We start from the raw sequence: 26,928 nt of genomic DNA on the forward strand, positions 1-26,928 counted from the left end.
ACGACACCATGGACCCCCGTTTCACCGAACTGCTGGCGCCCTTCCTGAAGTTCGGCAAGGACAAGCAGATCACGCCCGAGTCGAACCTGCGCGCGCTCGGCCTGGACTCCATGCGGTCCATCGAGCTGCTGTTCGCCATCGAGGACACCTACGGGATCTCGCTGCCCGACGACGAGATGACCGACGCGACGTTCGCGACGGCCGGCAGCCTGTGGCACGCGATCACGGCGCAGCTGCCCGACGAGACGGGAGCGCGGACTTGAGCGCCGAACCGGTGGACCTGACCGAGCTGGGCGACCGGGTCGCGCGGGTGGCCGAGGAACACGCCACCCGCACCGACCGGGACGCGGTGTTCCCAGCCGAGGCCCTGGCCGAACTGCGCGCCACCCGGCTGCTGGGTCTGCTGGTGCCCGTCGAACACGGCGGGCTGGGCGGCACCACCGAGGACGTCGTCGACCTCGGCATCCGGCTCGGCCGCGCCGACATGTCCGTTGCGATGATCTTCACGATGCACTGCCAGCAGGTCGCGGCCGTGGTGCGGCATGCGGCGGAACCCCTGCGTTCCCAACTGCTCGGGCGTCTCGGGCAGGGGCAGGAGTACCTGGCGTCGGTGACCACCGAGGCGGGCAAGGGCGGGCACCTGCTCAGCGCCGAGGCGGCGTTGCACGGCGACGGTTCCCGGCTGCACGTCGACCGGTTCGCACCGATCGTCACCGGCGGCGCGCACGCCGACGGGTTCCTGATCACCATGCGCAGCCCGGACGCCGAGTCGCCCAACGAGGTGTCGCTGGTGTACGCGCACCGCGACCAGCTCGACGTCAGCGGGTCCGGGGACTGGCAGCCGATGGGCATGCGGGCCAGCCACAGCATCCCGCTGAAGCTGGTCGGCAGCGTGCCCGCGCACCAGGTGATCGGGCAGCACGGGAAGTTCCCGGAGATCTCCACGACGATCTTCGCGCCGATGGCGCACCTGGGCTGGTCGGCCACGTGGCTGGGCACGGCCGCCGGCGCCCTGTCGCGGGTGCTGCGACTGCTGCGTGGTCCGGAGGGCCGCAAGCGGTTCGACGTCGGCTCGGAGCTGTTGCTGACGAGGCTGTCGCGGGCGCGCCAACGGCTGGACGGCGTGCATGCGTTGCTGCGCCGGGCAACCGACACGGTCCGCGACGCGCTGGACCTCTCGGTGCCCAACCACCAGCTGCTGCTGAACGCGCTGAAGATCACCGCGGCTGAGCAGTGCCACGCCGCCGTGCAGGACCTGATCGACGCGGTCGGGCTGCGCCACGGCTACCTCAAGGACTCGCCGACCCGGCTCGAGCAGGCGTTGCGGGACCTGCGCTCGGCGAGCCTGAACTACAGCAACGACCGGCTGCACCTGGCCGACGGCCGGTTGGCGTTGCTCGATCCGGAGGTGCGCCTTGTCTGAGGTGACCGCGTTGGCGACCGGGTTCGGTGTGCTGGACGCGCTGCCCGCCGACGCCCCCGGCCCGCGGGTGTGGCGCGCGCTCGGCCGCGCCGGGCTGATCGAGCAGGTGTACCGGGACGGGTCGGCGGCCGCCGGGGTGGACCCGGAGCGGCTCGGTCGGCTGCTCGCCGAGGTCGACGAGCGCTTCGCAGTCGGCGCCACGCTCGCGGTGTGCGTGCAGCTGGCCACGGTCCTGCCGGTGCTGGCGACCGGCGGTGGTCCGGCGGCGCCGGCGTTGCGCCGTGCGCTCGCGGGCGAGGCCGTGGTCGGGCTGGCCGCCACGGACGCGGGCACCGGCTCCGACCTGACCGCGCTCGACACCCAGGTCCGCCTGGGCGGGGACGAGCTCGAGGTCACCGGCACCAAGCGCTGGATCACCAACGCGACGGCGGCCGAGCACTTCCTCGTGCTCGCCCGTCACCGCGCCGGCCGCCACTTCACGAACTTCACCTGGGTGCTGGTGCCGGTCTCGGCGCCGGGGGTCGCGGTGACGCCCGCGGACACCGAGCTGTTCACCGGATCCGGCGTCGGCCACGTGCGCTTCGACCGGGTGCGGTTGCCCGTGGACCACGTGGTCGGGCGGCCAGGCCGCGGCCTGCCGAGCTTCGGCAGGCACATCGGCACCGAGCGGCTGGCCGGCGCGTTGTGGGCGGTCGCGCTGTGCCGCCGGACGCTGGCCGCAACGCTGCGCCGGCTGTCGGCGCGACCCCACGGCGACGGCGTGCTGTGGGACCTCGACGGCATCCGGCACCGCTTCGCCGCCTGCCTGGTCGAGCTGCGGCAGCTGGACGCCCTGACCCGGGAGCTCGGTGACCGGATCACCAGCGGGCACGACAGCGGCGCGGCGGCGTTGCTCAAGGCCGCGGTGGGCCGCGCGGTGCCGCAGGTGCTCGGCGAGTGCGCCCAGTTGCAGGGCGCCGAGGGGTTCACCGCCGGCGGAGCGCGAACGCTCGGCGCCCAGGCGGGGATCTTCGCCGTCGGCGGTGGTGTGACCGAAGTGGTGCTCGGCGCGGTCGCCGGCGACGCGCAGGCGTGGCTGGACGAGCTGGACCCGGCGTCGCGGTCATGGCCGTAGTCCAGGTGGCCGCTGGGGTGTGGGTGGCGAGCGCCCCCGTGGCCGCGGTACGCGGGTCCGGGCACCCGGCGGACGTGGCCGCGAGCACCGGGATGCGGCCGCACCGCGCGCGGGAGTTCCTGGCGGGCCGGGATTTGCTGCGGGCCACGCTCGCGCACCTCTTCCCGCGGGCCGCGGACGCGGAGGTGGCGTCGCGCACCGGCGGCAAACCGTACCTGCGCGGGCATCCCGGGGTGGGCATCAGCGTGTCGCACGACGCCGGTGTGGCCGCGGTGGGTGTGGCCCTTGGCAAGGAGATCGGCGTCGACGTCCAGCGGCCGGACCGCAGCGTGCGCCCCGGACTGCTGCGCCGTTGCCTCGGCCGGCACGCCGACGCCGTAGCCGCACTGTCCACACGGGACGCGGCGATGGAACTTGCGTGGGTGTGGACCGTCCAGGAGGCCTGCGTGAAGGCGACCGGCGCGGGGCTCGCCGGCCGGCCGTGGGCGATCGAGGTGGTGCCGGGCCACTCGTCGGGCCAGTGGCCCCGCGGCCGCTGGGTCAGCCTGCGTGACCGCTCGCGGATCCCGTTCAGCTGCGCGTTCAGCACGGACCAACCGGGGAGATCGATGTGACCGCCCTCAGTTGCTACACCACGAACCTCGTCGAGTACCTCCTGCGCGAGAACCCCGGTGCGCGGTGGCGCCTGGCCGAGGCGATCCGGCTCGGCGTGCGTCCCGACCCGCCGGGCGAGGGGCTGGTCTTCTCCCAGCACACCAGGATCGATCGGGACGCTTCGGGTCGCGAGCTCGCCTATCGGGGCGCCGCGTCCTGGGCGGCGGCACGGACGGCGCTGGCCGACGAGCTGGCCCGGCACGGGCGCGTGCTCGCGGTGACCGACACGGCGCACCTGCCCTGGTCGCCGTACCCGGCCGACGCCCACGGTCCACATTGGATCCTTTTGCTGGGCCGGGACCGTGACCGGTGGCACGTGGTGGACCGCTTCGCCGCGCTGACCATGCACGGGCGGCAACGGCCCCACGAGGGGTGGCTGACCGACGACGAACTCCGGCTGGCGATGTCACCCGTTCCCGCGCCGCTGTCCGCCCGGGACGCGTACGCCCTCGGCGAGCGGGTCGAGCTGCCCCCGCTCACGCACTACCGTTGGCTGGCCAAGGTTCCGGCCACCACCCAGCCGGTGGTGCACTGGTCGACCACGCCCGTCCCGACGCTGCGGCTGGTCGCCGAGCGGCTCGTGGCCGACGAGCAGGCGCTGGCCGAGCACGTCGACGACCTGTGGGCGGCGGGCGTGCACCAGCAGTTCCGGCTCGGCCTGTTCGTCGAGCGCGGCCTGGTCGCGCCCGAGCAGGCGCGGCCGGTGGTGGCGGCGTGGACCAGGTTGCAGCGGCCGCTGCGCTTCGCGGTCGAGTCGGCCCGGCGCGGCAAGCCGCGACCGGACCTGGTGGCCACGGCGTTCGACCGGCTCGTCGCGGCGACCGAAGCGACCTTGCCCGCGCTCTCGGAGGTGTGACCCCAGTGGATGGTCAGCACACGATGTACGACTGGTTCGCGGCGTCGGTGGCGAGCGGTCCGGACCGGGTCGCGCTCGACATCGACGGCGTGGAGTTGACCTACGGCGAGCTCGCCGACCTGGCCGACCGGATCGCCGGCCTGCTCATCCGGCACACTCATGGGGTGCCGTCGCGGGTCGGGCTGCTTGCGGTGCGGACCGTGGCCGCGTACGCGGGATACCTGGCCGTGCAACGGCTCGGCGCGACGGTGGTGCCGCTCAACCCCGCGTTCCCGCCGGCGCGCAACGCCGCGATCGCACGGCTGGCGGGGCTGGACGCGGTGCTCGCGGACCGGAACACCCCCGCACAGCCGGGCCTGCAGGTGCCGGTCCTTCGTCTGGGGGACAAGGCATTGCCGCGCGCTGACCTTCCAAAGCCGGGCGCGGAGGCGCGGGACATCGCCTACATCCTGTTCACGTCCGGGTCGACCGGCGCGCCCAAAGGCGTGTGCATCGCGCACCGCAACGTGGACGCCTACTTGGCGCACGTGATCCCGCGGTACGCGACCGAGGGCGGGGCACGGTTCTCGCAGTTCTTCGACCTGACCTTCGACCCGTCCGTGTACGACATGTTCACCGCGTGGGGGTCGGGGTCCACCCTGGTCGTCCCGACCCGCGGCGACGTCCTGTCGCCGGTCCGGTTCGTCAACGCCCGCGGTGTGACGCACTGGAACTCGGTGCCGTCGGTGATCTCCTTCGCGCGGCGCATGCGCGCGCTGGCCCCGGCGAGCATGCCGACGTTGCGCTGGAGCCTGTTCTGCGGCGAACCGCTGACCATCCAGCAGGCGCAGGCGTGGCAAGAGGCCGCGCCGGGCAGTGTGGTGGAGAACCTGTACGGGCCCACGGAAATGACGGTGACGTGCACGGAGCACCGCCTGCCGGGGGAGCAGCGCGACTGGGTGCGCCCGTCGAACGGCACGGTCCCGATCGGCACCGTCTACTCCGGACTGGAACACCTCGTCCTGGATGAACTCGGGCGCCCCGCGGCGACGGGCGAGCTGTGCCTGCGCGGCCCGCAACGGTTCCCGGGTTACCTGGATCCAGTGGACAACAAGGGTCGCTTCGTGAGCTTCGACGGCGAGCGGGCCACCGACTACGACGGCTCAGCGCCCCTCACCGACGACCACTGGTACCGCACGGGCGATCGGGTGGGCCACCACGGCGGTGACCTCGTCCACCTCGGCCGGCTCGACCAGCAGGTGAAGATCCGCGGCTACCGGGTCGAGCTGGGCGAGATCGAAGCGGTGCTGCGCAGGCAACCCGGCGTCACCGATGCCGTGGTGCTGGCCCGCGCCACGGGCGGTGGCGAGGTGGAGCTGGTGGCGGCCTACACCGGCACCGAGCAGGACGAGGACGAATTGCTGGGCGCGTTGCGCACCGGCCTGCCCGGGTACATGGTGCCGCGCACCGTGACGGCGTTCGCGCAGTTCCCGTTGAACCAGAACGGGAAGATCGACCGCAAGGCCATCGGCTCGGCACTGGTGGCAGCGACCGAGCCCACCGCGGCCTCGACCACCTGAAGCCGTCCGGGTTGGTCGGGGGTCATTGCCATTCGTAGCGGCCGTCGATCGAGAATTGTGGTTTTCCGTGCCGATGCTGGGCTTCGCGCGCAATGGGAATCATCGCCGCCTCCGCGGCGCGATCGACGACGAGGTGGCGCACCCAGCCGTGGTCGATCAGCGCGATGCCGGTGGACGTGCCGGCCTTCAGTATCTTCCTGGGGTCAGGCGGCTCTCCATAGGAGAAGGTGTCGATCTCGCCCGCCCGCAGCAAGGCCGTGGCCTCGTCGGTGGTGACCCACCGAGGACCTGGAGCCAGCGGGTCGTAGGAGTCGGCGTGGTTGTGGTAGTCGATGACGTGGCCATGCCGGTGCCGGAGGTCGTTCGCCGCGGCGACATAGGCCGGGTATCCCTGCGAGTCCGCGTGGGTCGGGCGGTAGTACAGGTATCGGCCGTTCTCGTCCCGGCGTTCGGCGTACTCGAAGCGGACGGTCCCGTCTGGTTCCTTGCTGAAGCTCGAGACGGCGCGGCACCTGATCAGGTCGATCATCTCGTCTTGACCGATGACACGGTCCGACTTCTTCTCCAGCCGCCACGCTCGAACGGACACGAAGACGGTGAGCGCACACGTGAGGAAGAAGACGCCGCCGAGGATCCCGGCCACGAACCGAGCGGGGGACTTGTCGATCAGGAAGGCCAGGAGAAGACCCGAAAAAGCGCCGATGAACTGGCAGAGCAGGGCGGCGAGGTAAAGCGGGGCCATGATCAGCACCGCCATCTCGCCCCCGGACGGCCCCTTGTACGCCCACAAGACCACCAAGCCGAACACTGCCAGCGCGACCCCGACGACGACCACGGAGAAATCCAGCGCGGACCACAGAAAAGCCATCATCGCGTCACGCCCAGACGTCGGCGGCGAATGGATCGGATCGAGACCGAGCATGAGGCTTTCCGGACATGCTGTCAAGACACTCTGTCCGGACAGTGCGTCCGGACAAACGTGGGGTTAGCATGCGCTGACACCCCGACACCGCCCGGAGCTCCCGCATGCCATCCGTGACCAGGCCTGGCCGGCCGAGCCGGCAAGAGCGCCGGGCGTCGATGGAACGACGCCTGTTCGAGGCGACCGAGCACCTGATCGACGAGGGCGCCAGCTTCACCGAACTCAGCGTCGAACGGCTGGCCGCGCAGGCCGGCATCTCGCGATCGACGTTCTACGTGCACTTCCAGGACAAGGGCGAGCTCGCCCGGATGCTCACCAGGACCGTGCTGACCGAGCTCCGCGAAGTCTCCCGCCGCTGGTGGGACGTGGCCGAGCACGCGGTCCGCGCGGACCTGGAAGCCTCGATCACCGCCATCGTGGACGTCTACCGACGCCACGCCGCCGCCTTCACCGCGGTCGTGGAGACCGCGACCTATGACACCGCGGTGGCCGAGGACCTGCGGGTGCTCGTCCAGGAGATCATCGACGCCACGCGGACGGCCATCGAACGCGGCCGCGCTGCCGGGACCATGCGTGACGTCGCGCCCGCGGAAACCGCCGCCGTGCTCACCTGGATGGTCGAACGAGCCGGCTACCAGTTGGTCCGCCGCGGCGACGCGGGCGACGACCCGAAGATCGTCGCGGTGCTCACCGACATCATCTGGACCACGCTGTACCGCGCGCCCTAGCCCGTTCCCCCGGGCGCGGCGCCGCAAGCCTCAGTGATCGGTGAGGCGGTCGCGTTCGCGGTAACGGGGCAGGATCCGGCAGGCACGCGGATCGCTGGGGGAGTGCTGCACCCCCAATTCGCTCAGGCGCAGGTGGATCCGCGCCCCGCCGAGCCGGCCGCGGTCGATGCGGATGCTGCCACCGCACGACGCGGCGGTCTCCCGGGCGATCGCCAGCCCCAGGCCGGTCGAGCCCCGGCCGCTCACCCCACGCCGGAGCGCGGTGCTGGTGTCGCCGATGCCCACCCCGCCGTCCTCGACGACCAGGTTCACCCAGCCGGCGTGCTTGACCACGGTCACCTCGAGCGGCGTGGTCGGACTCGTGTGCTGGAAGACGTTGGTCACCAAGGCGTCCACCACGGCGGCCACGTCAGCGGCGTCCACGCCCACGTGTGCCTCGGCCACTTCGCAGTCGAGCCGGCACGGCCGGCCCTGGTGGTCGGCGAGCGCGGTCCAGAACCGCATCCGCGTGCGGACGACCTGCACGGCGTCGCACGCCGCGGACACCCGGTCGGGTTGCTTCTCGGCCGAGCGGATGACGTCGGCGAGGTCGGCGTCCAGGGTGGCCACCGCCTCGCGGATCCGGTCGGCCAGCGGGCCGGGCCCGATCGAGTCCGCGTCCAGCCGCAGCGCGGTCAACGGCGTGCGCATCCGGTGCGACAGGTCGGCGACCATCGCGCGCTCCCGGGTCACGAGGTCGCGCACCCGCCGGCTCACCCGGTTCAGACCGGCGCCGATCCGGGCGAGCTCGGGTGGACCGGTGATCCGGACCGCCGAGTCGATGTCGCCCAGTTCGCCGTGCCCCAGGGACGCCACCGCGCGTTGCAGCGCGGCGAGCTTGCCGAGCGTCGGCCGCACGGCGATCGCCGCGGCAAGGGCGGCCAAGGCGACCGCGGTGACGCCGACCAGCCCCAGCAATACGTAGTCCGACCGCACAGCCGACCACACGGTGCCGTCCGGCAGGAACGCCTCGACGGTCACCAGCCCGCCCTCGGTGGGCACGGTGCGCACCACGGCCGTGCCACCCGGCGCGTCGACGACGGTCTCACCCGGCGCGCTCGCCGGGGCCGTCGGGGTCGCTGCCGCGTGCACCGTCCCGACCGTCCACCCGTCCGGGCCGCGCACGCCGAGCAGTCCCCGGGCGCCGAGGTCGGTGCGGGCGACCGAATCCAGCAGCTGGTCGGTGTCCGCGCCGAGCCGGACGGCCTCGGCGACGGCCGTGGTCTGCGCACTCGCCAGAGCCATGGTGCGGTCTTCGGCGGCGCGCCACAGCACGACCGCGACCGCGACCAGCACCAGGGAGGCCACCGCCGAGCAGGTGAGCACCGCCAGGCGGACCGTCATCCGCCTCATGAAGGGTTGACGAGTTTCAGGCCGACGCCGCGCACGGTGTGCAGGTAGCGGGGTTTGGCCGCGGTCTCCCCAAGCTTGCGGCGCAGCCCCGACACGTGGACGTCGATGGTCTGGTCGTCGCGTGCGTGGGGCTGCTGCCAGACCTCCTTCATCAGCTCGCGCCTGGTCACCACCTCACCCGCGCGGCTCGCGAGGTAGGCGAGCAGGTCGAACTCCCGCCTGCTCAGCGTCAGCTCCCGGCCGGCGAAGCTCGCCTTGCGCGGCAACCGGTCGAGGCACAGCTCGCCGACGCGCAGCGCCGGGTCCGGCTCCTCGTGCCCCGCGCGCCGCAGCACCGCACCGATCCGGGCGGCGATCTGGTCGACGGAGAACGGCTTCACCACGTAGTCGTCGGCCCCGGCGTTGAGCAGCCGCACCACGCTCGCGTCGTCACCGCGCGCGGTGACCACGATGACCGGCATCGAGCTGACGCTGCGCAGCATCCGCAATGCCGACTCACCGTCGAGGTCCGGCAGGCCCAGGTCGAGCAGGGCGATGTCGTGCACGGCCGCCGCGGCGTCGCGCAACGCCTCGAAGGCGGTGCCGTGCGATTGCACGGTGTGGCCACGCGTGCTCAGTGCGTGGTCGAGGGCCGCCCTGATCGTGCTGTCGTCCTCCACCAGGAGAATCGTGGCCATCAGCCGCCCTCGGGTCGAGCGCTGTTCGAGTTCGCGAGCACGCTACGGCAGTACGGTCACGCATCGGCCACGGCTCGGTGTCGAACCTTAAGACTTCAGGACAGAAATTTAAGGTTCTGCTTCGGTACGGCTGGCTAGGATTCCCGGCATTCGGCTTCAGGAGGAATCGTGTCGTCAGTTGTGCTCAATGACGTCAGCAAAACGTACGCGGACGGCACGAGCGCCGTGAAAGAATTGAATCTCGAGATTTCCGATGGCGAATTCCTGGTGCTGGTCGGCCCGTCCGGGTGCGGCAAGACGACCGCACTGCGGATGATCGCGGGGCTCGAGGACATCAGCGGTGGCACGATCAGCATCGGGTCCCGCGTGGTCAACGACATCCCGTCCCGCGACCGCGACGTAGCGATGGTCTTCCAGTCCTACGCGCTGTACCCGCACCTCAACGTGTTCGACAACATCGCCTTCGGCCTGGTGCTGCGCAAGCTGTCCAAGGCGGAGATCACCAAGCGGGTCACCGAGGTGGCGAAGGTGCTGCAGCTGGAGAACCACCTCAAGCGCAAGCCCCGCAACCTCTCCGGCGGTCAGCGCCAGCGCGTGGCCATGGGCCGGGCGATCGTCCGCTCGCCGCAGGTGTTCCTGATGGACGAACCGCTGTCCAACCTGGACGCCAAGCTGCGGGTCCAGATGCGCGCCGAGATCGCCCGCATCCAGCGCGACCTCGGCGTCACCACGGTCTACGTCACCCACGACCAGACCGAGGCCATGACCCTCGGCGACCGCGTCGTGGTGATGAAGCGCGGCCTGCTGCAGCAGGCGGGCGGGCCCCAGGAGCTCTACGACCGCCCGCGCAACCTGTTCGTCGCGGGGTTCGTCGGCTCGCCTGGCATGAACATGGTGTCCGGCGTGCTGGAGCACCGCGACGACGACTCGTGGTGGGTGACGCTGGGCTCGCAGGCGTTGCGGGTGCCGGAGTCCGTGCTGACCGAACGGCCCGCGCTGCGCGGGTACGCCGGCCGGTCGTTGATCGTCGGCATCCGGCCCGAGGACATGGAGGACGCCGCGATCCTCGGCGCCGAGGAGGGCCAGGTGCTCAAGTCGGTCGCCGATCTGGTCGAGGCCATGGGCTCCGACGTGCTGGTGCACTTCCCCGTGGACGTCCCGCCGGTGATGACCGACGACATCAAGGAACTGGCCGACGACGACGCCGTGGCCGGCCCCAATGTCCTGTCCGGCACCGAGGACACCGTCCTCGTCGGCCGGTTCAGCCCGCGCACCAAGGTCTTCGAGGGCCAGTCGATCAGCGTGCGGGTCGACACCGCGAGGCTGCACTTCTTCGACCCCCGCACCGGATCGTCCCTCTGGGACGACTGAGCGGCCAACCAGAACGACAGAGATCAGACGACAAGGGAGTCGTGCGAAAGATGAGAAAACTGTTGGGACTGACCGCGACCCTGGCCGCGGTGGCGCTGGCCGCGGCGGGGTGCGGTGGCAGTGACGACGCGGGCTCCGGCGGCTCGAAGCCGGGCACGCAGGCCAGTGACTACGGCAACTTCGCCGGCCAGAACCTCGACGTCCTCGGCGTGTGGTCGGGCGACGAGCAGAAGGCGTTCCAGAAGGTGCTCGACGCCTTCCAGCAGAAGACCGGCGCCAAGGTCAACTACACGTCCGCGGGCGACAACCTGCCGACGGTCCTGCAGACCCGGGTGTCCGGCAAGAACCCGCCCAACGTGGCGTTCCTGGCCCAGCCCGGCCTGATCCAGCAGTTCGCCAAGGCGGGCAACCTCGTGCCGCTCGGCCCGGACGTCGTGAAGACGATGGACGCCAACATGTCGGGCGAGTGGAAGAACCTCGGGTCGGTCGACGGCAAGCCGTACGCCGTCTACTACAAGGCGGCGAACAAGTCGACCGTCTGGTACAACGCCACCCAGCTCGAGCCGCAGGGCTTCCAGGCGCCCGCCACCTGGGCCGACATGATGAGCACCGGCAAGGCGCTCGCCGACGCCGGCATCACGCCCTTCGCCGTCGGCGGTGCCGACGGGTGGACGCTGACCGACTGGTTCGAGAACATCTACCTGCAGACCGCGGGCCCGGAGAACTACGACAAGCTCGCCAAGCACGAGATCAAGTGGACCGACCCGACCGTGAAGACCGCGCTGCAGACCCTGCAGCAGCTCTTCGGCCAGGACACGCTGATGGCCGGCGGCCACAACGGCGCGCTGCAGACCGACTTCCCGACCTCGGTCACCGACGTGTTCGGCGGCAAGAACAAGGCCGCGATCGTCTACGAGGGCGACTTCGTCACCGGCAACATCAAGGACAGCACGAAGGCCGTGGTCGGCAAGGACGCCAAGTTCTTCCCGTTCCCCACGGTCGCGCCCAGCACCAAGCCCTCGGTGGTCAGCGGTGGTGACGCCGCGGTCGCGATGAAGGACACCCCGGCGACCCAGGCGCTGATGAAGTTCATCGCCTCCCCGGAGGCGGCGAGCATCTGGGCCAAGCAGGGCGGTTTCCTCTCGCCGAACAAGAACGTGCCCGCCACGGACTACCCGGACGAGACCACGAAGAACCTGGCCAAGCAGCTCATCGACGCCGGTGACAACTTCCGGTTCGACATGTCCGACCAGGCCCCCACCCAGTTCGGCGCCACCAAGGGCCAGGGTGAGTGGAAGGACCTGCAGGACTTCCTCGCGAACCCGAAGGACATCGACGGTGCGATGAAGCGCCTGGAAGCCGACGCGGCGAAGGCCTACAAGTCGTGACCGTTGGCCCCGCCGGGACCACCGAGGCCACCCCGGACCGCCGCGACGACCTCGCGGCGGCCCGGGGTCCCCAGGCAGCGAAGTCGTCACGGCGCAAGCGAACCCCCGGGTGGCTCGCCCTGCTGTTCCTGCTGCCCGCGCTGGTGCTGCTCGGGGTCTACCTGGTCTACCCGGTCGTCTACTCGGTCGTCCGCAGCATGTTCGACAGCGACGGCAACCGCTTCGTCGGCCTGAACAACTACGGTGAGGCGTTCACCGACCCCAGTACCCGCACCGCGCTGAAGAACAACCTCATCTGGGTGCTCGTGGCGCCCACCGTGGTGACGGTCTTCGGCCTCCTGTTCGCGGTGCTGACCGAGCGGATCCGCTGGGCGGTGGCCTTCCGGATGGTGCTGTTCATGCCGATGGCGATCTCGCTGTTCGCCTCCGGTGTGATCTTCCGGCTGGTCTACCAGGAGGACCCGGAGCTCGGCGTCGCGAACGCCGCGGCGGTCACCGTGCACGACGCGTTCGCGGCGCCGTCGCACTACCCGGGTGTGCGGCTGCGTGACGGTCAGGGCACCGTGGTCGGCGACGGCGACTACCTCACGGCCAAGACGTACCGGCCCGGCGACGTGGTGAACTTGCCGCTGGTCGGCATGCAGGCCACGGCGCTGCCGCCCGGCGCGAGCGGTGCCATCACCCCCGGCGGCGGCTCGACGGCGTTGCGCGGGGCCGCGTGGCTCGACGTGGCACTGCTGCACGGCCACCCGAACGCCATCGACAAGGTGGAGAAGGGCGCGCCCGGTCTCACCGTGCAGGCCGTCAAGGACGGCGCCGTCGTCGCCACCACGACGACCGGCGCGGACGGCACGTTCTCCTTCCCCGACCTCGCCCCGGGCGACTACCGCGTGCAGCTGCCCGGGTCGAACTTCGCGGCGCCCTTCCGCGGCCTGACCTGGCTCGGCCCCGGACTGGTCACCCCGGTGATCATCTCCTGCTGGATCTGGATCATGACCGGGTTCGCCATGACGTTCATCGCCGCCGGTCTCGCCGCGATCCCACGCGACGCGCTCGAAGCGGCGAGGGTGGACGGTGGCACCGAGTGGCAGGTCTTCCGCAAGGTCACGGTGCCGTTGATCGGCCCGGTGCTGCTGGTCGTGTTCGTGACCCTCGTGATCAACGTGCTGAAGATCTTCGAACTGGTCTACGTCATCGCACCTGGTGCCTCCCAGGCCTCGGCGAACGTGCTCGCGCTGCAGATGTGGCAGGTGTCCTTCGGCGCCGGCGGCGGTGACCAAGGCCTGGGCAGCGCGATCGGCGTGATCCTGTTCCTGCTGGTGCTGCCCGCGATGCTGTTCAACATCCGCCGATTCCGCCGGGAGCGCCGATGACCGCCCCAACGATCCCGACGACCGACGACCTCGGCGGTCCGCCCGACCCGGTCACCGGCTCCCCGGCCCGGGGCCTCGCGTCCCGGGTGCTGGGCCGGTTCGGCTCCGGCACGGTCCAGGTAGTGCTCGTCCTCGTCGCGTTGTTCTGGCTCGTGCCGGTGCTGGGCTTGCTGTTCTCGTCCCTGCGCAGCGAGACCGACAACGCCGACAGCGGCTGGTGGACGCTGCTGACCGCGCCCGCGCAGCTGACCCTGCACAACTACAGCGACCTGCTGGCCAACTCGGCGATCCTGCAGTCGTTCGGCAACACGCTGCTGATCACCGTGCCGGCCACGGTGCTGGTCGTGGTGATCTCGTCGCTGGCGGCCTATGCGCTGGCGTGGATCGAGTTCCCCGGCCGGGACTGGCTGACCATCGGCGTCGTCGCGCTGCTCGTGCTGCCCATCCAGGTCGCGCTCATCCCGATCGCGAAGCTCTACGGCGGGCTCGGCGTGTTCGGCTCGATCACCGGGGTCGTGCTCTTCCACGTGGCGTTCGGCCTGCCGTTCGCGATCTTCCTGCTCCGCAACTTCTTCAGCGGGATCCCGCAGGACCTGCTGGAGGCGGCCCGGATGGACGGCGCGCGGGAGCTCACCGTGTTCCGCAAGGTGGTGCTGCCGATCGGCCTGCCCGCGATCGCGTCGCTGGCGATCTTCCAGTTCCTGTGGGTGTGGAACGACCTGCTGGTGGCCCTGGTCTTCGCCGACGCCGACTCGGCGCCGATCACCGTGGCGCTGCAGACCCAGCTGCGCCAGTTCGGCAGCAACGTCGACCTGCTGTCCACGGGGTCGTTCCTGTCGATGCTGGTGCCGTTGGTGGTGTTCTTCGCCTTCCAGCGCTTCTTCGTCCAGGGAGTGCTCGCCGGTTCCACGAAGTAGCGGCGCCTGGCCGGCGGTCAGCCGCCGGCCATGGCACCGACCACCAGGAACGGCTCCCGGCCGGCCACCACCAGGTCGGGCAGGGGGTCGTCCGGCGCGGTGTTGGACAGGTCCGTCTCGCACGCGAAGAACCGGATGAACGCCCGGCGCTTGCCCGTGGTGGTGTCCCTGATCGTGCCGCGCAGCATGGGGAAACGCTGCTCGAGGGCGTCCAGCACGGCGCGTTGCGTCGCGGGCTCGGCGACGGTCAGCTCGACCTCGCCGTCCACCTTGGCCAGGCGGCGCAGGTGGGTCGGCAGCTTGACGCGAACACACGTGCTCATCGCAACGTCTGCACCTCGACCGACAACACCGGCGGCAGGTCGCGGACGATCGGCGTCCACGTGTCCCCGGCGTCGCGCGACGCGTACACCTGCCCGCCGGTGGTGCCGAAGTACACGCCCGCGTCGTCCAGGGTGTCGACCGCCATCGCGTCGCGCAGGACGTTGACGTAGCAGTGGCTTTGCGGCAGGCCGACGGTCAGCGGCTCCCACTCGTCGCCGCCGGTGCGGCTGCGGTAGACGCGCAGCTTGCCCTCCGGCGGGTAGTGCTCGGAGTCGCTGTGGATCGGCACCACGTAGACCGTTTCCGGCTCGTGCGGGTGCACCGCGATCGGGAACCCGAAGTCGCTGGGCAGGTCACCGCTGATCTCCCGCCAGGAGTCGCCCGCGTCGTCGGTGCGCATCACGTCCCAGTGCTTCTGCATGAACAGCACGTCGGGCCGGGACGGGTGCAGCGCGATCCGGTGCACGCAGTGGCCCACCTCGGCGTCGGGGTCCGGGATGCCGTCGGAGCGCAAGCCGCGGTTGATCGGTAGCCACGACTCGCCGGCGTCGTCGCTGCGGAACGCGCCCGCGGCGGAGATCGCCACGAACATCCGCGCGGCGTTGCTGGGGTCGAGCACGATGGTGTGCAGGCACAGCCCGCCCGCGCCCGGCTGCCACTGGGGACCCGACGGGTGGTTGCGCAGCCCGGTCAGCTCCAGCCAGCTCTTGCCGCCGTCGTCGCTGCGGTAGAGCGCCGCGTCCTGCGCGCCCGCGTAGACGACGTCCGGGTCGGACAGCGACGGCTCGAGGTGCCAGATCCTGGTGAACTCCCACGGTTTCGGCGTGCCGTCGTACCAGAGGTGCTCACCCGCGCCGCCCTCGTAGGCGAACTCGTGGTCGACCTGCTGCCAGCTCGCGCCGCCGTCGTCGGAGCGCTGGATGACCTGCCCGAACCACGACGAGGACTGCGAGGCGTACAAGCGGTTCGGGTCGGCGGGGGAGCCGGCCACGTGGTAGATCTCCCAGCCCCCGAAGTGCGGGCCGTCGACCCGCCACTGCTCGCGAGCGCCGTCCGCGGTGAGGACGAACGCGCCCTTGCGGGTGCCGACCAGTACCCGAACTCCAGACATCGATGCTCCTACGTGGACTCCGCGCCGACGGCCAAACCCCCGACGGCCAAACCTACGGGCGCGCCGATCGCGGGGCATCTCCAATCTTGCGCAGTCCGGTCTTGCGCAGTCCGGCACGCGAGCGGGGGCAGCGCGACCAGCACCGGCGGCGACCACGGCGGCGGCACGTCCAGCCACAGGTCGGGTGCCTGCAGCGGGCCGCGGCGGACGTGCACCGGTCGTGCGGCCGCGCCCACCACCGGGGCACGCGCGACCAGTTGCGTGCGCGGGCTCTCCGCCGCGGCCAGGGCACAGGCCATCAACCGGTAGCTGCCGGGTGGCACGCCGGTGAGGGTGAACCGCGCGTCCGGGCCGAGCAACGCACCGCTGACCGGGATGCCGCTCGCGGCCCGGCGCGGGAACAACCCGACGTAGACCGCGGGCTGACCGCCGACCGCGGCGAGCGCGGCCAGGCCGAGCAGCACGCGGCCGCTGACCGTGCCGCCGTCGGCAGCCGGCCCGGGCACGCTGACCGGAAGCGGTGGGTTGTCGGCGAGCACGGACGGCAACCGGCGGAAGCGCTGCGGGCTGACGCCGACCGCCGCCGTGAACCGGGTGGTGAACGTGCCGGGCGCGTGGAACCCGACCGCGTTGCAGACGTCCGCGATCTTGTCGTCGGTGTCGAGCAACAACCGCTTGGCCACCTGGAACCGTTGTGCCGCAAGGAACTTCCCCGGAGGCAGGCCGATCTCGCGCTCGAACGCGCGGGCGAGGTGGAACGGGCTGTACGCGACGTGGTCGGCCACGTCGGCGAGCGTCAGCGCCTCCTCGCTGCGCGCCACGATGAACCGCGCCGCCTCCTGCACCGCGTCCCGCACCAGGCACCTCCTTGCGGCAATAACGGCATCGTATGGCGGTGCACCGACAAAAGCCGGGCCGCGCGCCTGTCGATCGCGGCGAGCCCGGCCACCTCGCGGCAGCATCGGCATCAGCGCGGACACGAGAGAACGCTTTCGCTCAGATGTCGCCGCTTTCGACGACCTCGGCACGTCATTTGGTCAGGCCCACGTCGAGCACGAACCGCGTTGGTAGAGGGCCGAAGCCGAAGCGGGCGCTGCTCGAATTCGCTGACCGGGCCCTGGGTGCTCGTCAGTAGGACGCGGCGGTCAGTTCGATCACCGGCGACCAGCGGATGCCGTACATGCCGGGCGCGGCGTCGGTCATCGCCAAGTGGGCGCGCCCGCTGCCGCCGATCCAGAGTGGACCGAGCGACTGCTCGGGCGTGGTGCGCCTCGGGCTGTAGAACGCGGTGCACGACGCCGGGACGACCGCGGGGGAGAACTCCAGTTCCAGCACCATCGCCTGGCTCGCCCGGGACAGGCACACGCGGTGGTAGGTGTCCGCGGGGTCGGCAGGGGTCAGCCAGGAGTACTCGAGCACGGCCGTGTCGCCGCGGTGCAGCACGCGGTCGAGCAGCACCTCGGCCACCGCGTAACCGGTACGCGGGTCGCGGCAGCTGCGGCCCGCGCGGCACGGTGCGGCCGCCGAGATCCGCGCGGGAGCGCCGTTGCTGTGGCAGATGGCGACGTACCGGTCGACCCGGTCGACCTCGGCGCGCACGACGTGGCGGACGTGCGTGTCGCTGATCTCGCCCGGCGCGCCGACCCGCACGAGCGTGTGCTTGTACAGCGTGGCGAACGCGCGGCCGTTGTGTCTCGGGTCGTGGCCGAGTTCGCGGGTCAGCCGGTCGACCACGACCGGCTGCTGCCACAGGGCTCGGCTGTCGGAGACCACGAACCGCGTGTCGCGCCGGCCCGGTGCGCCCAGCAGCCGGACCAGCGTGCTGTCCGGTAAGCCGAGGATCCGCTCCAGGTGGCCGATCGCGCGCACCGACTCGCGGCGCCCGGGCCGGTTCGTGCCGTTCTGCCAGTAGCTCAGCGCGGCCGGGCTCACCGTGCTGCCCCGTTCGGCGAGCAGCTTGCTGATCTTGTGCAGGCTCAGCCCGCTCGCGCCGATCGACTCGCGCAGGGCCTGGGCGAACGGGCCGTTGCGGATAGCCTGCATGTCATCCATGCCGTCACCCTCTCGAGCGGCGTCGCTCCGGCTCCTGCGTCACCGGGCGATCACGAAGCGTAAGGAGCGGTCGGTTGGCCGTCAAGAGCAGAACTTGACGTTCAGTCGCCGGTCGGCCGAAAGTTCACCACGCAGGCCCGATGGTTGCTTCTCGTTCAGATATCGGTGATCCCTCGTTCGGCGGTATTGACTGGTTTTCCCGCCATTTCTAGCGTTCGGAGACGCCCCTTCGTCTCTTTTCCGCTCCCCGCCGACAAGGAGATGCATCATGCGTCTGACCCGTGTCGCGGCCCTGCTCTGCGTACCGGCCCTGGCCGTGTTCGCGGTGAGCGCGCTGCCCGACCAGCCGGCACCGGCACTCGGTGCCGTGCGAACGGCCGCGGTCTCCGTGCCGCAGTTCGACCACGTCGTGATCGCGATGTTCGAGAACAAGAATTACACGTCGATCAACGGCAGTTCCAGCGCGTCCTACCTGAATTCGCTGGCCGCTCAGGGCACGTTGTTCACCAATTCGTTCGGCGTCACCCACCCCAGCCAGCCGAACTACGTCAGCCTCTTCTCCGGCGGGCAGCAAGGCATCACCGACGACTCGTGCCCGAAGAACCTCAGCGCGGGCAACCTGGGCCAGCAACTGCTCACGGCGGGCAAGACCTTCAAGGGCTACTCCGAGGGCCTGCCCAGCGCCGGGTACACCGGCTGCTCGTCCGGCCGGTACGTCCGCAAGCACGCCCCGTGGGCCGATTTCCCGACGGTGAGCGGGTCGGCGTACAACGTGCCGTATTCGACGTTCCCGACCGATTTCACCAAGTTGCCCACCGTGTCGTTCGTCATCCCGGACATGTGCGACGACATGCACGACTGTTCCATCAGCACCGGTGACAACTGGCTGCGCAACCACCTCGACACCTATGCCCAATGGGCGAAAACGCACAACAGCCTGCTGATCGCCACCTTCGACGAGGACAACTTCACCTCCGTGAACCAGATCTTCACCGTCTTCGTCGGCGCGAACGTGAAGACCGGGTACCGGTCCAGCACCCAGATCAACCACTACTCGGTGCTGCGCACGCTCGAGGACATGTACGGCCTGCCATACCTGGGCAACGCCGCGAACAAGCAGCCCATCACCGACGCGTGGACCACGACGGGCGGGGCCGGCACGACGGTCTACTCCGACGGGTTCGAGACCGACACCGGCTGGACGCGCAACGCGAGCGGGCAGGACACCGCGACGGCCGGGTTGTTCGAACGAGGGACCCCGCAGGCCACCAACTCCAGCTACAGCGGCCAGGACAAACAACTCGCCGCGGCGTCGGGCACCCACGCCCTGGTGACGGGCGCCTCGGCCGGTTCGTCGGTCGGCGCCGACGACGTGGACGGCGGCAGCACGTCGATGACCTCGCCGTCGATCACGTTGCCGGCGGGCACGCTGACCTTGTCCTTGTCCTACAACGCGGCCAACGGCGACAACTCCGGAACCGACGACCTCCTCTCGGTCCGGGTGCTCGACGGCGGCCAGGCCACCACGGTGTTCACCCAGACCGGGTCGGCCGCCGAGGTGCCCGGTCAGTGGCGCACCGCGACGGCGGACCTCTCGTCCTTCGCGGGCCACACCGTCCGGCTGTCCGTGGAGGCGACGGACGCGGGCACGGCCAGCCTGTTCGAGGCCGAGGTCGACGACGTCGTCATCACGCAGGGCTGACCCCCGGCATCGATCCAGCCTGGCCCACCCAGCCCGGCCGACGCCGTCGCGGCGCCGGCCGGGCGCTCCCACCAGGAGGACCCGTGTACCTGTCGACGATCAGCAGGTCCACACCGGCGCAAGCCGGTCGCCGGCCCACGATCCGTGCCGTGGGCGGCACGGTGGTGGTCCTCGGCACCGTCAGCCTGCTGACCGACATCTCCGCGGAGATGGTCACCGCCGTGCTGCCGCTGTACTTCGTGGTCATGCTGGGCATGAGCCCGGTGGTGTTCGGGCTGATGGACGGCCTGTACACGGGGGCGACCGCCTTGCTGCGGCTGGTCGGCGGGTACGTGGCCGACCGGCTGCGGCGGCGCAAGGCCGTGGCCGCGGTGGGGTACGGCATCTCGGCGGTCGCGAAGCTCGGGCTCGCCGTGGCGGCGGGAGCGCCCGTGATCGGCGGGATCATCGTGGCCGACCGCGCGGGCAAGGGCCTGCGCACGGCGCCTCGGGACGCGATGATCAGCCTGTCGGTCCCGGAACCGTTGCTGGGCCGGGCGTTCGGGGTGCACCGCGCGATGGACAGCGCAGGTGCCTTCGCCGGCCCGCTGGTGGCGCTCGCCGTGCTCGCGGTGGTGGGGACGACGACGGCGACGGGGTTCTCCGCGTTGTTCCTGACGGCGTTCTGCATAGCCGCCGCCGGCGTGCTCGTACTGGTGTTGTTCGCCCGTGACCGGGAAGCCGACCGCCCGGTCACCACGCCGGTCACGGTGCGCGGCGCGGCGGGCCTGCTGCGCCACGGCGACGTGCGCAGGCTGCTCGGTGTGGCCGCGGCGCTCGGTCTGAGCACGATCGGCGACGGGTTCGTGTACCTGATCCTGCTGCGCCAGCACGAGATCCCGGCCGGGTGGTTCCCGGTGTTCGCGGTCGGGACCAACGTCGTGTACCTGGTGCTCGCCGGTCCGTTCGGGGTGCTCGCCGACCGGGTGGGCCGGCGGGTCATGCTGCGCTGGGGCTTTGCCGCGCTGGCGGCGGTGTACCTGCTGCTCACCGTCGGCGCTCCCGGAACGCCCGGGTTGTGCCTGGTTCTGGTGCTGTACGGCGGTTTCTACGCGGCGACCGACGGCGTGCTGATGGCGTTGGCGGGGCCGTGCTTCCCCGACCACCTGCGCACGACCGGGCTCGCGTGCGTGCAGACCGTGCAGGCGGTGGCGTACTTCGCCTCGTCCGTCCTGTTCGGACTGTGGTGGGCCGGCTGGGGGTCGAGCGCTCCGACCGGTGCGGCGCTGGTCGTCTCGGTCGCGGCGCTCGGGCTCACGTGGGTACTCCTGCCGCGGCGGACGGCGGCGGTGACCTCGTGAGGCAGCGCGCCAGGGTTGGCTTGGCGGTCGCCGGGTGCGCGGCCCTGGCGGTGGTCGCCGGTGCCGCGATCGTGGCGGCGCGCCCGGCTCCGCCGGTCACCACCACCGCCGTGTCGCTGAGCCCGCGATCCGCTGTGGTCGCGTTGAGCACGGCGGACGGCAGCCGTGGGCACCTGATCGCGGTGACCGGCGGCCGGTCACAGGTGTCGGCGTTGACGTGTGCGCGTGTCTACGCTGCCGCAGGCACCGGCGTGTGCCTTCGCCAGGACGGCGACCTGCCGACGTACGAGGTGGCCGTCGTCGACGCGCACCTGGCCGTGCGGCGGGAGCTCCCGCTCGTCGGCGTGCCCAACCGGGCGCGCGTGTCGCCGACCGGGCGGCTGGTGGCGTGGACGGTGTTCGTCGCCGGGGACTCCTACAACGGCGGCCGGTTCTCCACCCGGGTCGGCATGCTCGACACCCGGACCGGACAACTGGTGTCCACTTTGGAGGATTGGCCGGTGACGGTCGGCGGTCGCCCGTCCACCGCGGCCGACCGCAACTTCTGGGGCGTGACGTTCAGCCGCGACGACCGGCACTTCTACGCCACGATGTCCACCGGTGGCCGCCGCTACCTCGTGCGCGGCGACCTCGCCACCCGCAGGCTGACGACCGTGCGCGAGAACGTCGAATGCCCTTCGCTGTCCCCGGACGAGACACGCGTCGCGTTCAAGTCGGCGCGCGACGGCGACCCGGCCCACGGCTGGCGGCTGTCCGTGCTCGACCTCGCCAGCAGCCGGGTGACGCCGCTGGCCGAGACCCGCGACGTCGACGACCAGGCCGCGTGGCTCGACGAGAACACCGTCGCCTACGCCCTGCCGCGCGACCGCGACCACGCCGACGTCTGGCAGGTCCCGGCGGACGGCTCCGGAACGCCCCGCGTGCTCGTGCCGGACGCGAACTCACCGGCGACGCTGGCGGTGGACTCGCCGGGGTCCGCCGGCGAGTCCTGACCGCTTCGGGTCACCCGCAGGTCAAAGCGGTTGGCGAACGGTGCCGGGTGCCACGGCGAGGCTCGCCTCGACTGTGTCCAACGCGCGCATGCATTCCTCGACCGTCGTGGCGAGGGCCGTGGCGAGGGCGATGCGGCCGAACGCCGTTCCCTTGGGTGGTGGCGACATCACCTCGCCATCGCCCGCGAGGGGCAGGAACAGGTCGATTTCCGGCGGGAGCTGCGCGGTGACCGAGCCGACGACGGTGTCCTCTTCGGACGGGTAGAAGAACCGCACCGCGCCCGCCTTCGACTCCGACGGTGTCAGCGACGGCGCATCGCCGCACGCCACGGCCGCGATGGCCAGGCCGGGGTCGATGCCGGTGACCCGCATGCCCAGGTACGGGATCATGCCGCCGCCGAGCCTTCCGTTGACCTCGACCAGCCGGGGGCCGGACGGCGTCAGCTTGAACTCCGCGTGCGTCGCGCCGTCGGTGAAGCCGAGCGCCGTGTGCGTCTCACGCAACGCCGCCAGCAGCGCCGGGTCGTTCAGCAGCGGATCCGTCGCCGAGACCGTGTGACCGATCTCCTCGAAGTACGGCGGGTACCCGACCTGCTTGCGCGCCAGGAACATCGGATGCACCTCTCCGTGGTGCACCACGGAGTCGACGCTGATCTCCTCGCCCGTCAGCAGTTCCTCGACCAGCACGGACACGTCGTAGTGCCACGCGCCCGGCACGGTCGTGTCGCGTGCGAAGGCGAACCGCGCGGTCAGCTCCGCGGGCGTGTCCACCCGCACCACGCCCAGCGACGCGGCCATGGCCCTCGGCTTCAGTACCACCGGGTAGCCGATGCGCTCGGCCGCGGCCAGCGCCTCCTCGACGCCCGACACGAGCACCGATCGGACCGGCCCGACGCCCGCGTCGGCCAGTGCCTTGCGGGTCAGGTGCTTGTCCCGGCAGCGCATCACGGCGTCCACGTCACCCGGCACGCCCAGCGCGTCGGCCAGCTTCGCGGCCTGCAACACCCGCGCCTCGTCCCAGGTCAGGACGCCGTCCACGGTCTTCGGCGCGGCGGCGAGCATCGCCGACGCGTCGATGGTGTCGCTCATGTCGAGCACCGACCAGCCGGCGACGAACTCCCGTTCCCACGTCGGTTCGTGACCGACGAGCAAATGCACGCGGTAGTGCGACCCGATCGAACGCAGCAGGTATTCGCGGTACCGGCGATCGCCCGTACCGACGACGAGCAGCGATTTCATCTCGGCCGGCGCGGTGCGTCGAAGTACCACGCCGGCGGCAATGGGCCGGACGTGTCGGCCTGCGTCACGGCGGCCATCACGATACGCATGAATGTCTCCCGGGTTCGCACGGCAATCCGGCGGAACGGCAGTCTTCCGGCCACCTCGCGAACCTGGCAATACCCCACCCGAGCGCCCACCGAATGGCCGACGGCCGAGTGCGAAAATGGTTGGTGCTTCCTATATAGGGCGTACCTGACTTCCCTTTGTTTTGGGCACGGGGGGTCAACAAGAACCCAGGACGTGTCACACGAATGGCGCACGTAGCTGTGCCCTCCGTGCGCGGTGACCGCCAAAGATCACCATGGGTGCACAGTCGGCGGGTTGTTCGCTGAAGCGCGACCGAGGGCGCGGGTGCGTCAAGTGGAGCAGTGGTCAGAAGCCGTCCTCGCTGCCGGCTTCGGCGATGTCGGCCATGCCTTCGTCGAACGAGGCGATCCAGAACTCGAAGTCGTCGCCGGTCACCATCTGCGCGGGTTCGAGGACCTGGGCCTTCCCCAGCAGGTAGGCGCCGAGCTTGGTGATCAGCAGGCCGGCAACGGACACGCCGAAGCTTTCGGCGAACCCGGTGACGGCGTGGATCGCGTCTTCCGCGTCGAGCTGGGCGAACACTTCGCTGATCTCCCTGATGAAGCGTTCGCGGCCGCCCGGTTCGGCCACCGCTTCGGCGATTTGCTCGGCGGCATTCTCGAGCTCTTTCTTCGCCTCCTCTTCGGCTTCCACCCGGAATTCGACCGCCAATTCCTTGGCCGCCTCGCCCATCTCCTCGGCGATCCCGCCGAGTTTCTCGTCCTTCGCCCGCGCCCTGTTCAACGCCACTTCGAGCGTCTTGACCTTGGCCTCGAACCGCATGTTCACGGCCGATCTCACCGCGGTCTTGATGATGCCCCACCCGGGCACCGTCGACGCCGCCGCGATGCCCGCGAAGTTGAGCCAGTCGAGGACGTGCTGCTCCTGCTTGGCGCAGACCCGTTGCGCGACCCGCAGCCGCGCATCGGGCTGGTTGAGCACCTTGATGGCCCAGTCGGGCCCGTCCGCCGCGCGCCGCTTCTTGATGGCGTTGTCGCGCCGGACGGTCTTGGCGAACCGTTCGAGTCGCAGCACGCCGGAATTGATCACTTCGCCGGCCGAGCCGACGCCGGGCACCTGGGTCTGCCCGAGAGCCGCGGCCGCGCTGATCACGACGCGCAGCGAACCGAACAACACCGACCAGCCGAACTCCTTCTTGAAGCTCACGTCCACGGCGGACTTCTCGGCCGCGTTCATCGTCAGCTTCGCGACGTGATCGGCGACGAGCCCCACGTGCGCGGTCAGCGGCGCCTCGAAGTTCTGGATGTCGGCCATCTGCATGATCCGGACGCCGATGTCGCCGGCCGACGCGGTCTCGATGCCCTTCTCGACGTTGGCGAACGCCTTGTTCGCTTCCTGCTGCCACGTCTTGAGCAGGCTGTCGAGTTTGCTCGAGTCCTCGAGGAGCTTGCCCCCGTCCGAGGTCACCACGCCCCAGTCCGTTTCTCGCGCCAGCTTCCTGATCCCGACCGAGAACTCGCCCACCAGCTTGGCCAGGTTCGCCACGTGGGCCTTGCTCTGCTCCATGCGTCGCAGCGCTTCCTGGCGGTGCTCTTCCAGCGCCGCGGTCTCGTCCTCGGTGGCCGCTCCGGCTCCGAAGAGCGCACGGCCCTCCTCGTCTCTCGACCCTTCCTTGATGCCCTGGCCCAGCTCCTTGACCGTCTTCTTCACCTCAGAAGCGCTCTTCTGGATGTCGCCTGCGTCAGTCTTCTTGCCCACGGCCGACTTCGCCCCGGTGACCACGGTGCGATAGGCGATCGTGGCGACCTGATCGGTCTTTTCGTATCCGTCCTGCATCGCCTTGACGGTGTTCTTGGGCAACTTGCGCAGGGCTTCCTTGAGGGCCTCGACCAGTTCGGGCATCGTGCGCGCTCCTTCCGGGCGGTGTGTTCGGGGGTGGTCAGCTCGCTTCCGCGCTGACCTCGGCGAGCGCCTGCTCGAGGGCCTGCTTGACCTCTTCCTCGCTGAACTGGGAGATGTCGATGTCGGCGTCGTCCATCACCTGCTGCAGCGCCTCGGCGAGTTCCTCGGGAGGCATGGCCTCGCCTGCGGCGATCGTGACGCCGTACCCGGCCAGGGCCGCGCGTTTGTCCGCGGCGCCCTCGACCTCGTCGAGGAACGCGGTCCCGGCGGCCATCAAGTCGACCCGGCCCGCGGACTGTTGCTCCACGGCGGACAACACCGACTCCCGGAACGCCGGCCACGACTCGTCCGACCCGTCCCACTGGTCGCTCAACGCGTCGACGACCTGGCTGATCCACGGGAACGTGGTCTCCCGGTCGTATGACGCCCCGGTTTCCGTGGCTTCTCCGGCCTCCACAGCTGGGGTCGCGCGGATCGTGAAACCGAACTCGCGCAAGCTGTCGATCCGCGCGTCCAGTGGGACCGCGTTCAGCGGGTCCAGCCGCGCGTAGGCGACCGCGTACATCGAGGGGTCCTGGGAGTTGGTCGCGACGTAGAACCAGTCCCGGTACTCCGCCCAGCCCGCCTCGCTGCCGTCCCAGTCCGCCCAGGCCGCGCCGAACTGCTCGATCGCCTGCCGCCAGAGCCTGGCATCCGCGTCGTCGTCCGCAGCTTCGCCGGCCCCGTCTTCGGCGCCGTCGACCTCGGCGTCGAGCTCGGCGTAGGCACTCGTCAGGTCCTCCGGCCGCTCCTCGACGACCTTCGCGAGCAGCTCGTGGCGGCCGTTGTCGTCGAGGTAGCGGATCAGTTCCTCCCCGGCGTCGAACCCCTCCGCCAGGAACGCCGACCGGAAGTCGTCGAAGTCCGATTCCTTGTGTTCCTCGTGGACGGAGTGGACCGCCTCGAAGAACTCGGCGGGGCTGCTCAGCCGGCCGCGCAGGTGGATGAGCACTTCCTCCACGTCGGCGTCCATCGGCCCTCACTCCTTCGACGATGCGGTTGCGCCACAACCGGTTGGCGGTATCCACTAGTCACGGTAGGAATGCGCTCGCGCCCACGGTTGCCCTCGAAGGCAGCCCTGCGGACAGCCGCTCGATCACGTACCGGCAGGACCGCGGTGGTCGTGCCCGCCGCCTGGAGCTCAGGGGAGCAAAGCGGCGATCATGGCCTCGCCGACGAACTCCCCGTACCGGGTGAGCGGCCAGCCGGACTTGAGCACGAGCAGCTCGTAGAGCTCGGGGGCGCTGTAGGTCCACAGGATGTCGGTCGCTTTGGCCAGCGTGACGTCGCGGCGCAACCACCCGCGGTCGCGCAGCCGCCGGGCGTTGTGCCGCATGCGCGTGCGTCGCTGCCGGTCGATCTCCGCCAGGAGTGACGCCATCTCGGGGTCGGTCACCGCTGCCGCCCGGACCAGCAACACCAGGGGCGCACCTTCGGGCGCGACCTCGGTGGTGAGGGTGCCCCAGCCTCGCAGCACCGCCGCCGGGTCCGTCGCCGTGGCGCTCAGCTCGTCCGCGCGTTGCGGGGCGGGCACGGGTCCGCGACCGGCGAGGCCCCGTTCCCACAAGGCGCGAACGAGACCGGCCTTCCCGCCGAACGCCTTGTAGACGGTCTCGGCGGACACCTCCGCGTCGGCGGCGATCCCGGGCACGGTCGTCGCGGCGTAGCCGTGTTCGAGGAACTGGCGCCGGGCGACGTCGAGGATGGCGGCACGGGTGCGGGCGGCCTGCTCGCGGCGGCGGCTGGCGTCGTAGCGACGCTTCGGCTTGACTTCCGGCATATTC

At 70.8% G+C, this 26,928-nt stretch carries 25 protein-coding genes; 14 read left to right on the forward strand and 11 right to left on the reverse strand.

Annotated features, from left to right (window positions below; translation table 11 throughout):
• Positions 1-8: 8 nt before the first annotated feature.
• Genes EV186_RS39725 through EV186_RS36570 form a run of 6 tightly spaced genes read left to right on the forward strand, consistent with a single transcriptional unit; the run spans position 9 to position 5,606 of the window.
• The gene (locus EV186_RS39725) at positions 9-263 is read left to right on the forward strand and encodes an acyl carrier protein (RefSeq protein WP_133854110.1); all 255 of its coding nucleotides are present in this window, start codon (positions 9-11) and stop codon (positions 261-263) included.
• On the forward strand, positions 260-1,423 hold the full coding sequence (locus EV186_RS36550) for an acyl-CoA dehydrogenase family protein (protein WP_243754512.1): 1,164 nt from the start codon (positions 260-262) through the stop codon (positions 1,421-1,423). The genes EV186_RS39725 and EV186_RS36550 overlap by 4 nt, the downstream gene beginning before the upstream one ends.
• Position 1,424: 1 nt before the next feature.
• Positions 1,425-2,537 (forward strand): acyl-CoA dehydrogenase family protein, encoded by a 1,113-nt coding sequence (locus tag EV186_RS36555; RefSeq protein WP_243754515.1) that lies wholly within the window; start codon positions 1,425-1,427, stop codon positions 2,535-2,537.
• Positions 2,528-3,151 (forward strand): 4'-phosphopantetheinyl transferase family protein, encoded by a 624-nt coding sequence (locus tag EV186_RS36560; RefSeq protein WP_133854111.1) that lies wholly within the window; start codon positions 2,528-2,530, stop codon positions 3,149-3,151. Before EV186_RS36555 ends, EV186_RS36560 begins: the two co-directional genes overlap by 10 nt.
• Positions 3,148-4,047: a hypothetical protein gene (locus EV186_RS36565; protein WP_133854112.1), complete on the forward strand. Its 900-nt coding sequence runs from the start codon at positions 3,148-3,150 to the stop codon at positions 4,045-4,047. The genes EV186_RS36560 and EV186_RS36565 overlap by 4 nt, the downstream gene beginning before the upstream one ends.
• Before the next feature lie 5 nt (positions 4,048-4,052).
• Positions 4,053-5,606, forward strand: a complete 1,554-nt coding sequence (locus tag EV186_RS36570; protein WP_341816082.1) for an amino acid adenylation domain-containing protein — start codon at positions 4,053-4,055, stop codon at positions 5,604-5,606.
• 22 nt (positions 5,607-5,628) lie between these two features.
• Here EV186_RS36570 and EV186_RS36575 read toward each other — a convergent pair whose 3' ends face one another.
• A complete protein-coding gene (locus EV186_RS36575; protein ID WP_133854113.1) occupies positions 5,629-6,528 on the reverse strand; it encodes a hypothetical protein in 900 nt (299 codons plus the stop codon).
• A 113-nt stretch (positions 6,529-6,641) separates the two neighbouring features.
• On the opposite strand from EV186_RS36575, the gene EV186_RS36580 reads away from it, so the two are divergent.
• Positions 6,642-7,256, forward strand: a complete 615-nt coding sequence (locus tag EV186_RS36580; RefSeq protein ID WP_166659506.1) for a TetR/AcrR family transcriptional regulator — start codon at positions 6,642-6,644, stop codon at positions 7,254-7,256.
• 30 nt (positions 7,257-7,286) lie between these two features.
• Here EV186_RS36580 and EV186_RS36585 read toward each other — a convergent pair whose 3' ends face one another.
• Both EV186_RS36585 and EV186_RS36590 read right to left on the reverse strand, forming a co-directional pair.
• Positions 7,287-8,639: a sensor histidine kinase gene (locus EV186_RS36585; protein ID WP_133854115.1), complete on the reverse strand. Its 1,353-nt coding sequence runs from the start codon at positions 8,637-8,639 to the stop codon at positions 7,287-7,289.
• 5 nt (positions 8,640-8,644) lie between these two features.
• Positions 8,645-9,325 carry a response regulator transcription factor gene (locus EV186_RS36590; RefSeq protein WP_133854116.1) on the reverse strand — a complete coding sequence of 227 codons (681 nt, stop codon included), beginning with the start codon at positions 9,323-9,325 and terminating at the stop codon, positions 8,645-8,647.
• Between the two features lie 168 nt (positions 9,326-9,493).
• On the opposite strand from EV186_RS36590, the gene EV186_RS36595 reads away from it, so the two are divergent.
• Genes EV186_RS36595 through EV186_RS36610 form a run of 4 tightly spaced genes read left to right on the forward strand, consistent with a single transcriptional unit; the run spans position 9,494 to position 14,374 of the window.
• Entirely contained in the window at positions 9,494-10,696 is a 1,203-nt protein-coding gene (locus EV186_RS36595) for an ABC transporter ATP-binding protein (RefSeq protein ID WP_133854117.1), read from the forward strand.
• 50 nt (positions 10,697-10,746) lie between these two features.
• Complete coding sequence (locus tag EV186_RS36600) at positions 10,747-12,084, forward strand: ABC transporter substrate-binding protein (protein WP_133854118.1); 1,338 nt, start codon at positions 10,747-10,749, stop codon at positions 12,082-12,084.
• Entirely contained in the window at positions 12,081-13,457 is a 1,377-nt protein-coding gene (locus EV186_RS36605) for a carbohydrate ABC transporter permease (RefSeq protein ID WP_243754513.1), read from the forward strand. Before EV186_RS36600 ends, EV186_RS36605 begins: the two co-directional genes overlap by 4 nt.
• A complete protein-coding gene (locus tag EV186_RS36610) occupies positions 13,454-14,374 on the forward strand; it encodes a carbohydrate ABC transporter permease (RefSeq protein ID WP_133854119.1) in 921 nt (306 codons plus the stop codon). Before EV186_RS36605 ends, EV186_RS36610 begins: the two co-directional genes overlap by 4 nt.
• 17 nt (positions 14,375-14,391) lie before the next feature.
• On the opposite strand, the gene EV186_RS36615 is transcribed toward EV186_RS36610, so the two are convergent.
• The 4 genes from EV186_RS36615 to EV186_RS36630 all read right to left on the reverse strand — a co-directional run bounded on the left by EV186_RS36615 (position 14,392) and on the right by EV186_RS36630 (position 17,861).
• Positions 14,392-14,697 carry a MoaD/ThiS family protein gene (locus tag EV186_RS36615; RefSeq protein WP_133854120.1) on the reverse strand — a complete coding sequence of 102 codons (306 nt, stop codon included), beginning with the start codon at positions 14,695-14,697 and terminating at the stop codon, positions 14,392-14,394.
• Entirely contained in the window at positions 14,694-15,809 is a 1,116-nt protein-coding gene (locus EV186_RS36620) for a WD40/YVTN/BNR-like repeat-containing protein (protein ID WP_133854121.1), read from the reverse strand. Before EV186_RS36620 ends, EV186_RS36615 begins: the two co-directional genes overlap by 4 nt.
• An 8-nt stretch (positions 15,810-15,817) precedes the next feature.
• Positions 15,818-16,666, reverse strand: a complete 849-nt coding sequence (locus EV186_RS36625; RefSeq protein WP_133854122.1) for a helix-turn-helix transcriptional regulator — start codon at positions 16,664-16,666, stop codon at positions 15,818-15,820.
• 271 nt (positions 16,667-16,937) lie between these two features.
• A complete protein-coding gene (locus EV186_RS36630) occupies positions 16,938-17,861 on the reverse strand; it encodes a hypothetical protein (RefSeq protein ID WP_133854123.1) in 924 nt (307 codons plus the stop codon).
• A gap of 268 nt (positions 17,862-18,129) precedes the next feature.
• Here EV186_RS36630 and EV186_RS39730 point away from each other — a divergent pair, with 268 nt between their 5' ends.
• From EV186_RS39730 to EV186_RS36645, 3 genes are all read left to right on the forward strand, one after another.
• The gene (locus tag EV186_RS39730; protein WP_208115977.1) at positions 18,130-19,563 is read left to right on the forward strand and encodes an alkaline phosphatase family protein; all 1,434 of its coding nucleotides are present in this window, start codon (positions 18,130-18,132) and stop codon (positions 19,561-19,563) included.
• A gap of 83 nt (positions 19,564-19,646) precedes the next feature.
• Positions 19,647-20,903 (forward strand): MFS transporter, encoded by a 1,257-nt coding sequence (locus EV186_RS36640; RefSeq protein WP_133854124.1) that lies wholly within the window; start codon positions 19,647-19,649, stop codon positions 20,901-20,903.
• On the forward strand, positions 20,900-21,895 hold the full coding sequence (locus tag EV186_RS36645) for a TolB-like translocation protein (RefSeq protein ID WP_133854125.1): 996 nt from the start codon (positions 20,900-20,902) through the stop codon (positions 21,893-21,895). Before EV186_RS36640 ends, EV186_RS36645 begins: the two co-directional genes overlap by 4 nt.
• A gap of 21 nt (positions 21,896-21,916) precedes the next feature.
• Here EV186_RS36645 and EV186_RS36650 read toward each other — a convergent pair whose 3' ends face one another.
• From EV186_RS36650 to EV186_RS36665, 4 genes are all read right to left on the reverse strand, one after another.
• Entirely contained in the window at positions 21,917-23,134 is a 1,218-nt protein-coding gene (locus EV186_RS36650; protein WP_133854126.1) for an ATP-grasp domain-containing protein, read from the reverse strand.
• A 414-nt stretch (positions 23,135-23,548) separates the two neighbouring features.
• The gene (locus EV186_RS36655) at positions 23,549-25,105 is read right to left on the reverse strand and encodes a hypothetical protein (RefSeq protein ID WP_133854127.1); all 1,557 of its coding nucleotides are present in this window, start codon (positions 25,103-25,105) and stop codon (positions 23,549-23,551) included.
• Positions 25,106-25,142: 37 nt separating this feature from the next.
• Complete coding sequence (locus EV186_RS36660; protein WP_133854128.1) at positions 25,143-26,117, reverse strand: hypothetical protein; 975 nt, start codon at positions 26,115-26,117, stop codon at positions 25,143-25,145.
• A gap of 168 nt (positions 26,118-26,285) precedes the next feature.
• Positions 26,286-26,924, reverse strand: coding sequence for a TetR/AcrR family transcriptional regulator (locus tag EV186_RS36665; RefSeq protein ID WP_133854129.1), 639 nt, complete (start codon positions 26,922-26,924; stop codon positions 26,286-26,288).
• Positions 26,925-26,928: the final 4 nt, after the last annotated feature.

Origin of the sequence: Labedaea rhizosphaerae, assembly GCF_004362825.1 — a bacterium.
GTDB lineage: Bacteria > Actinomycetota > Actinomycetes > Mycobacteriales > Pseudonocardiaceae > Labedaea > Labedaea rhizosphaerae.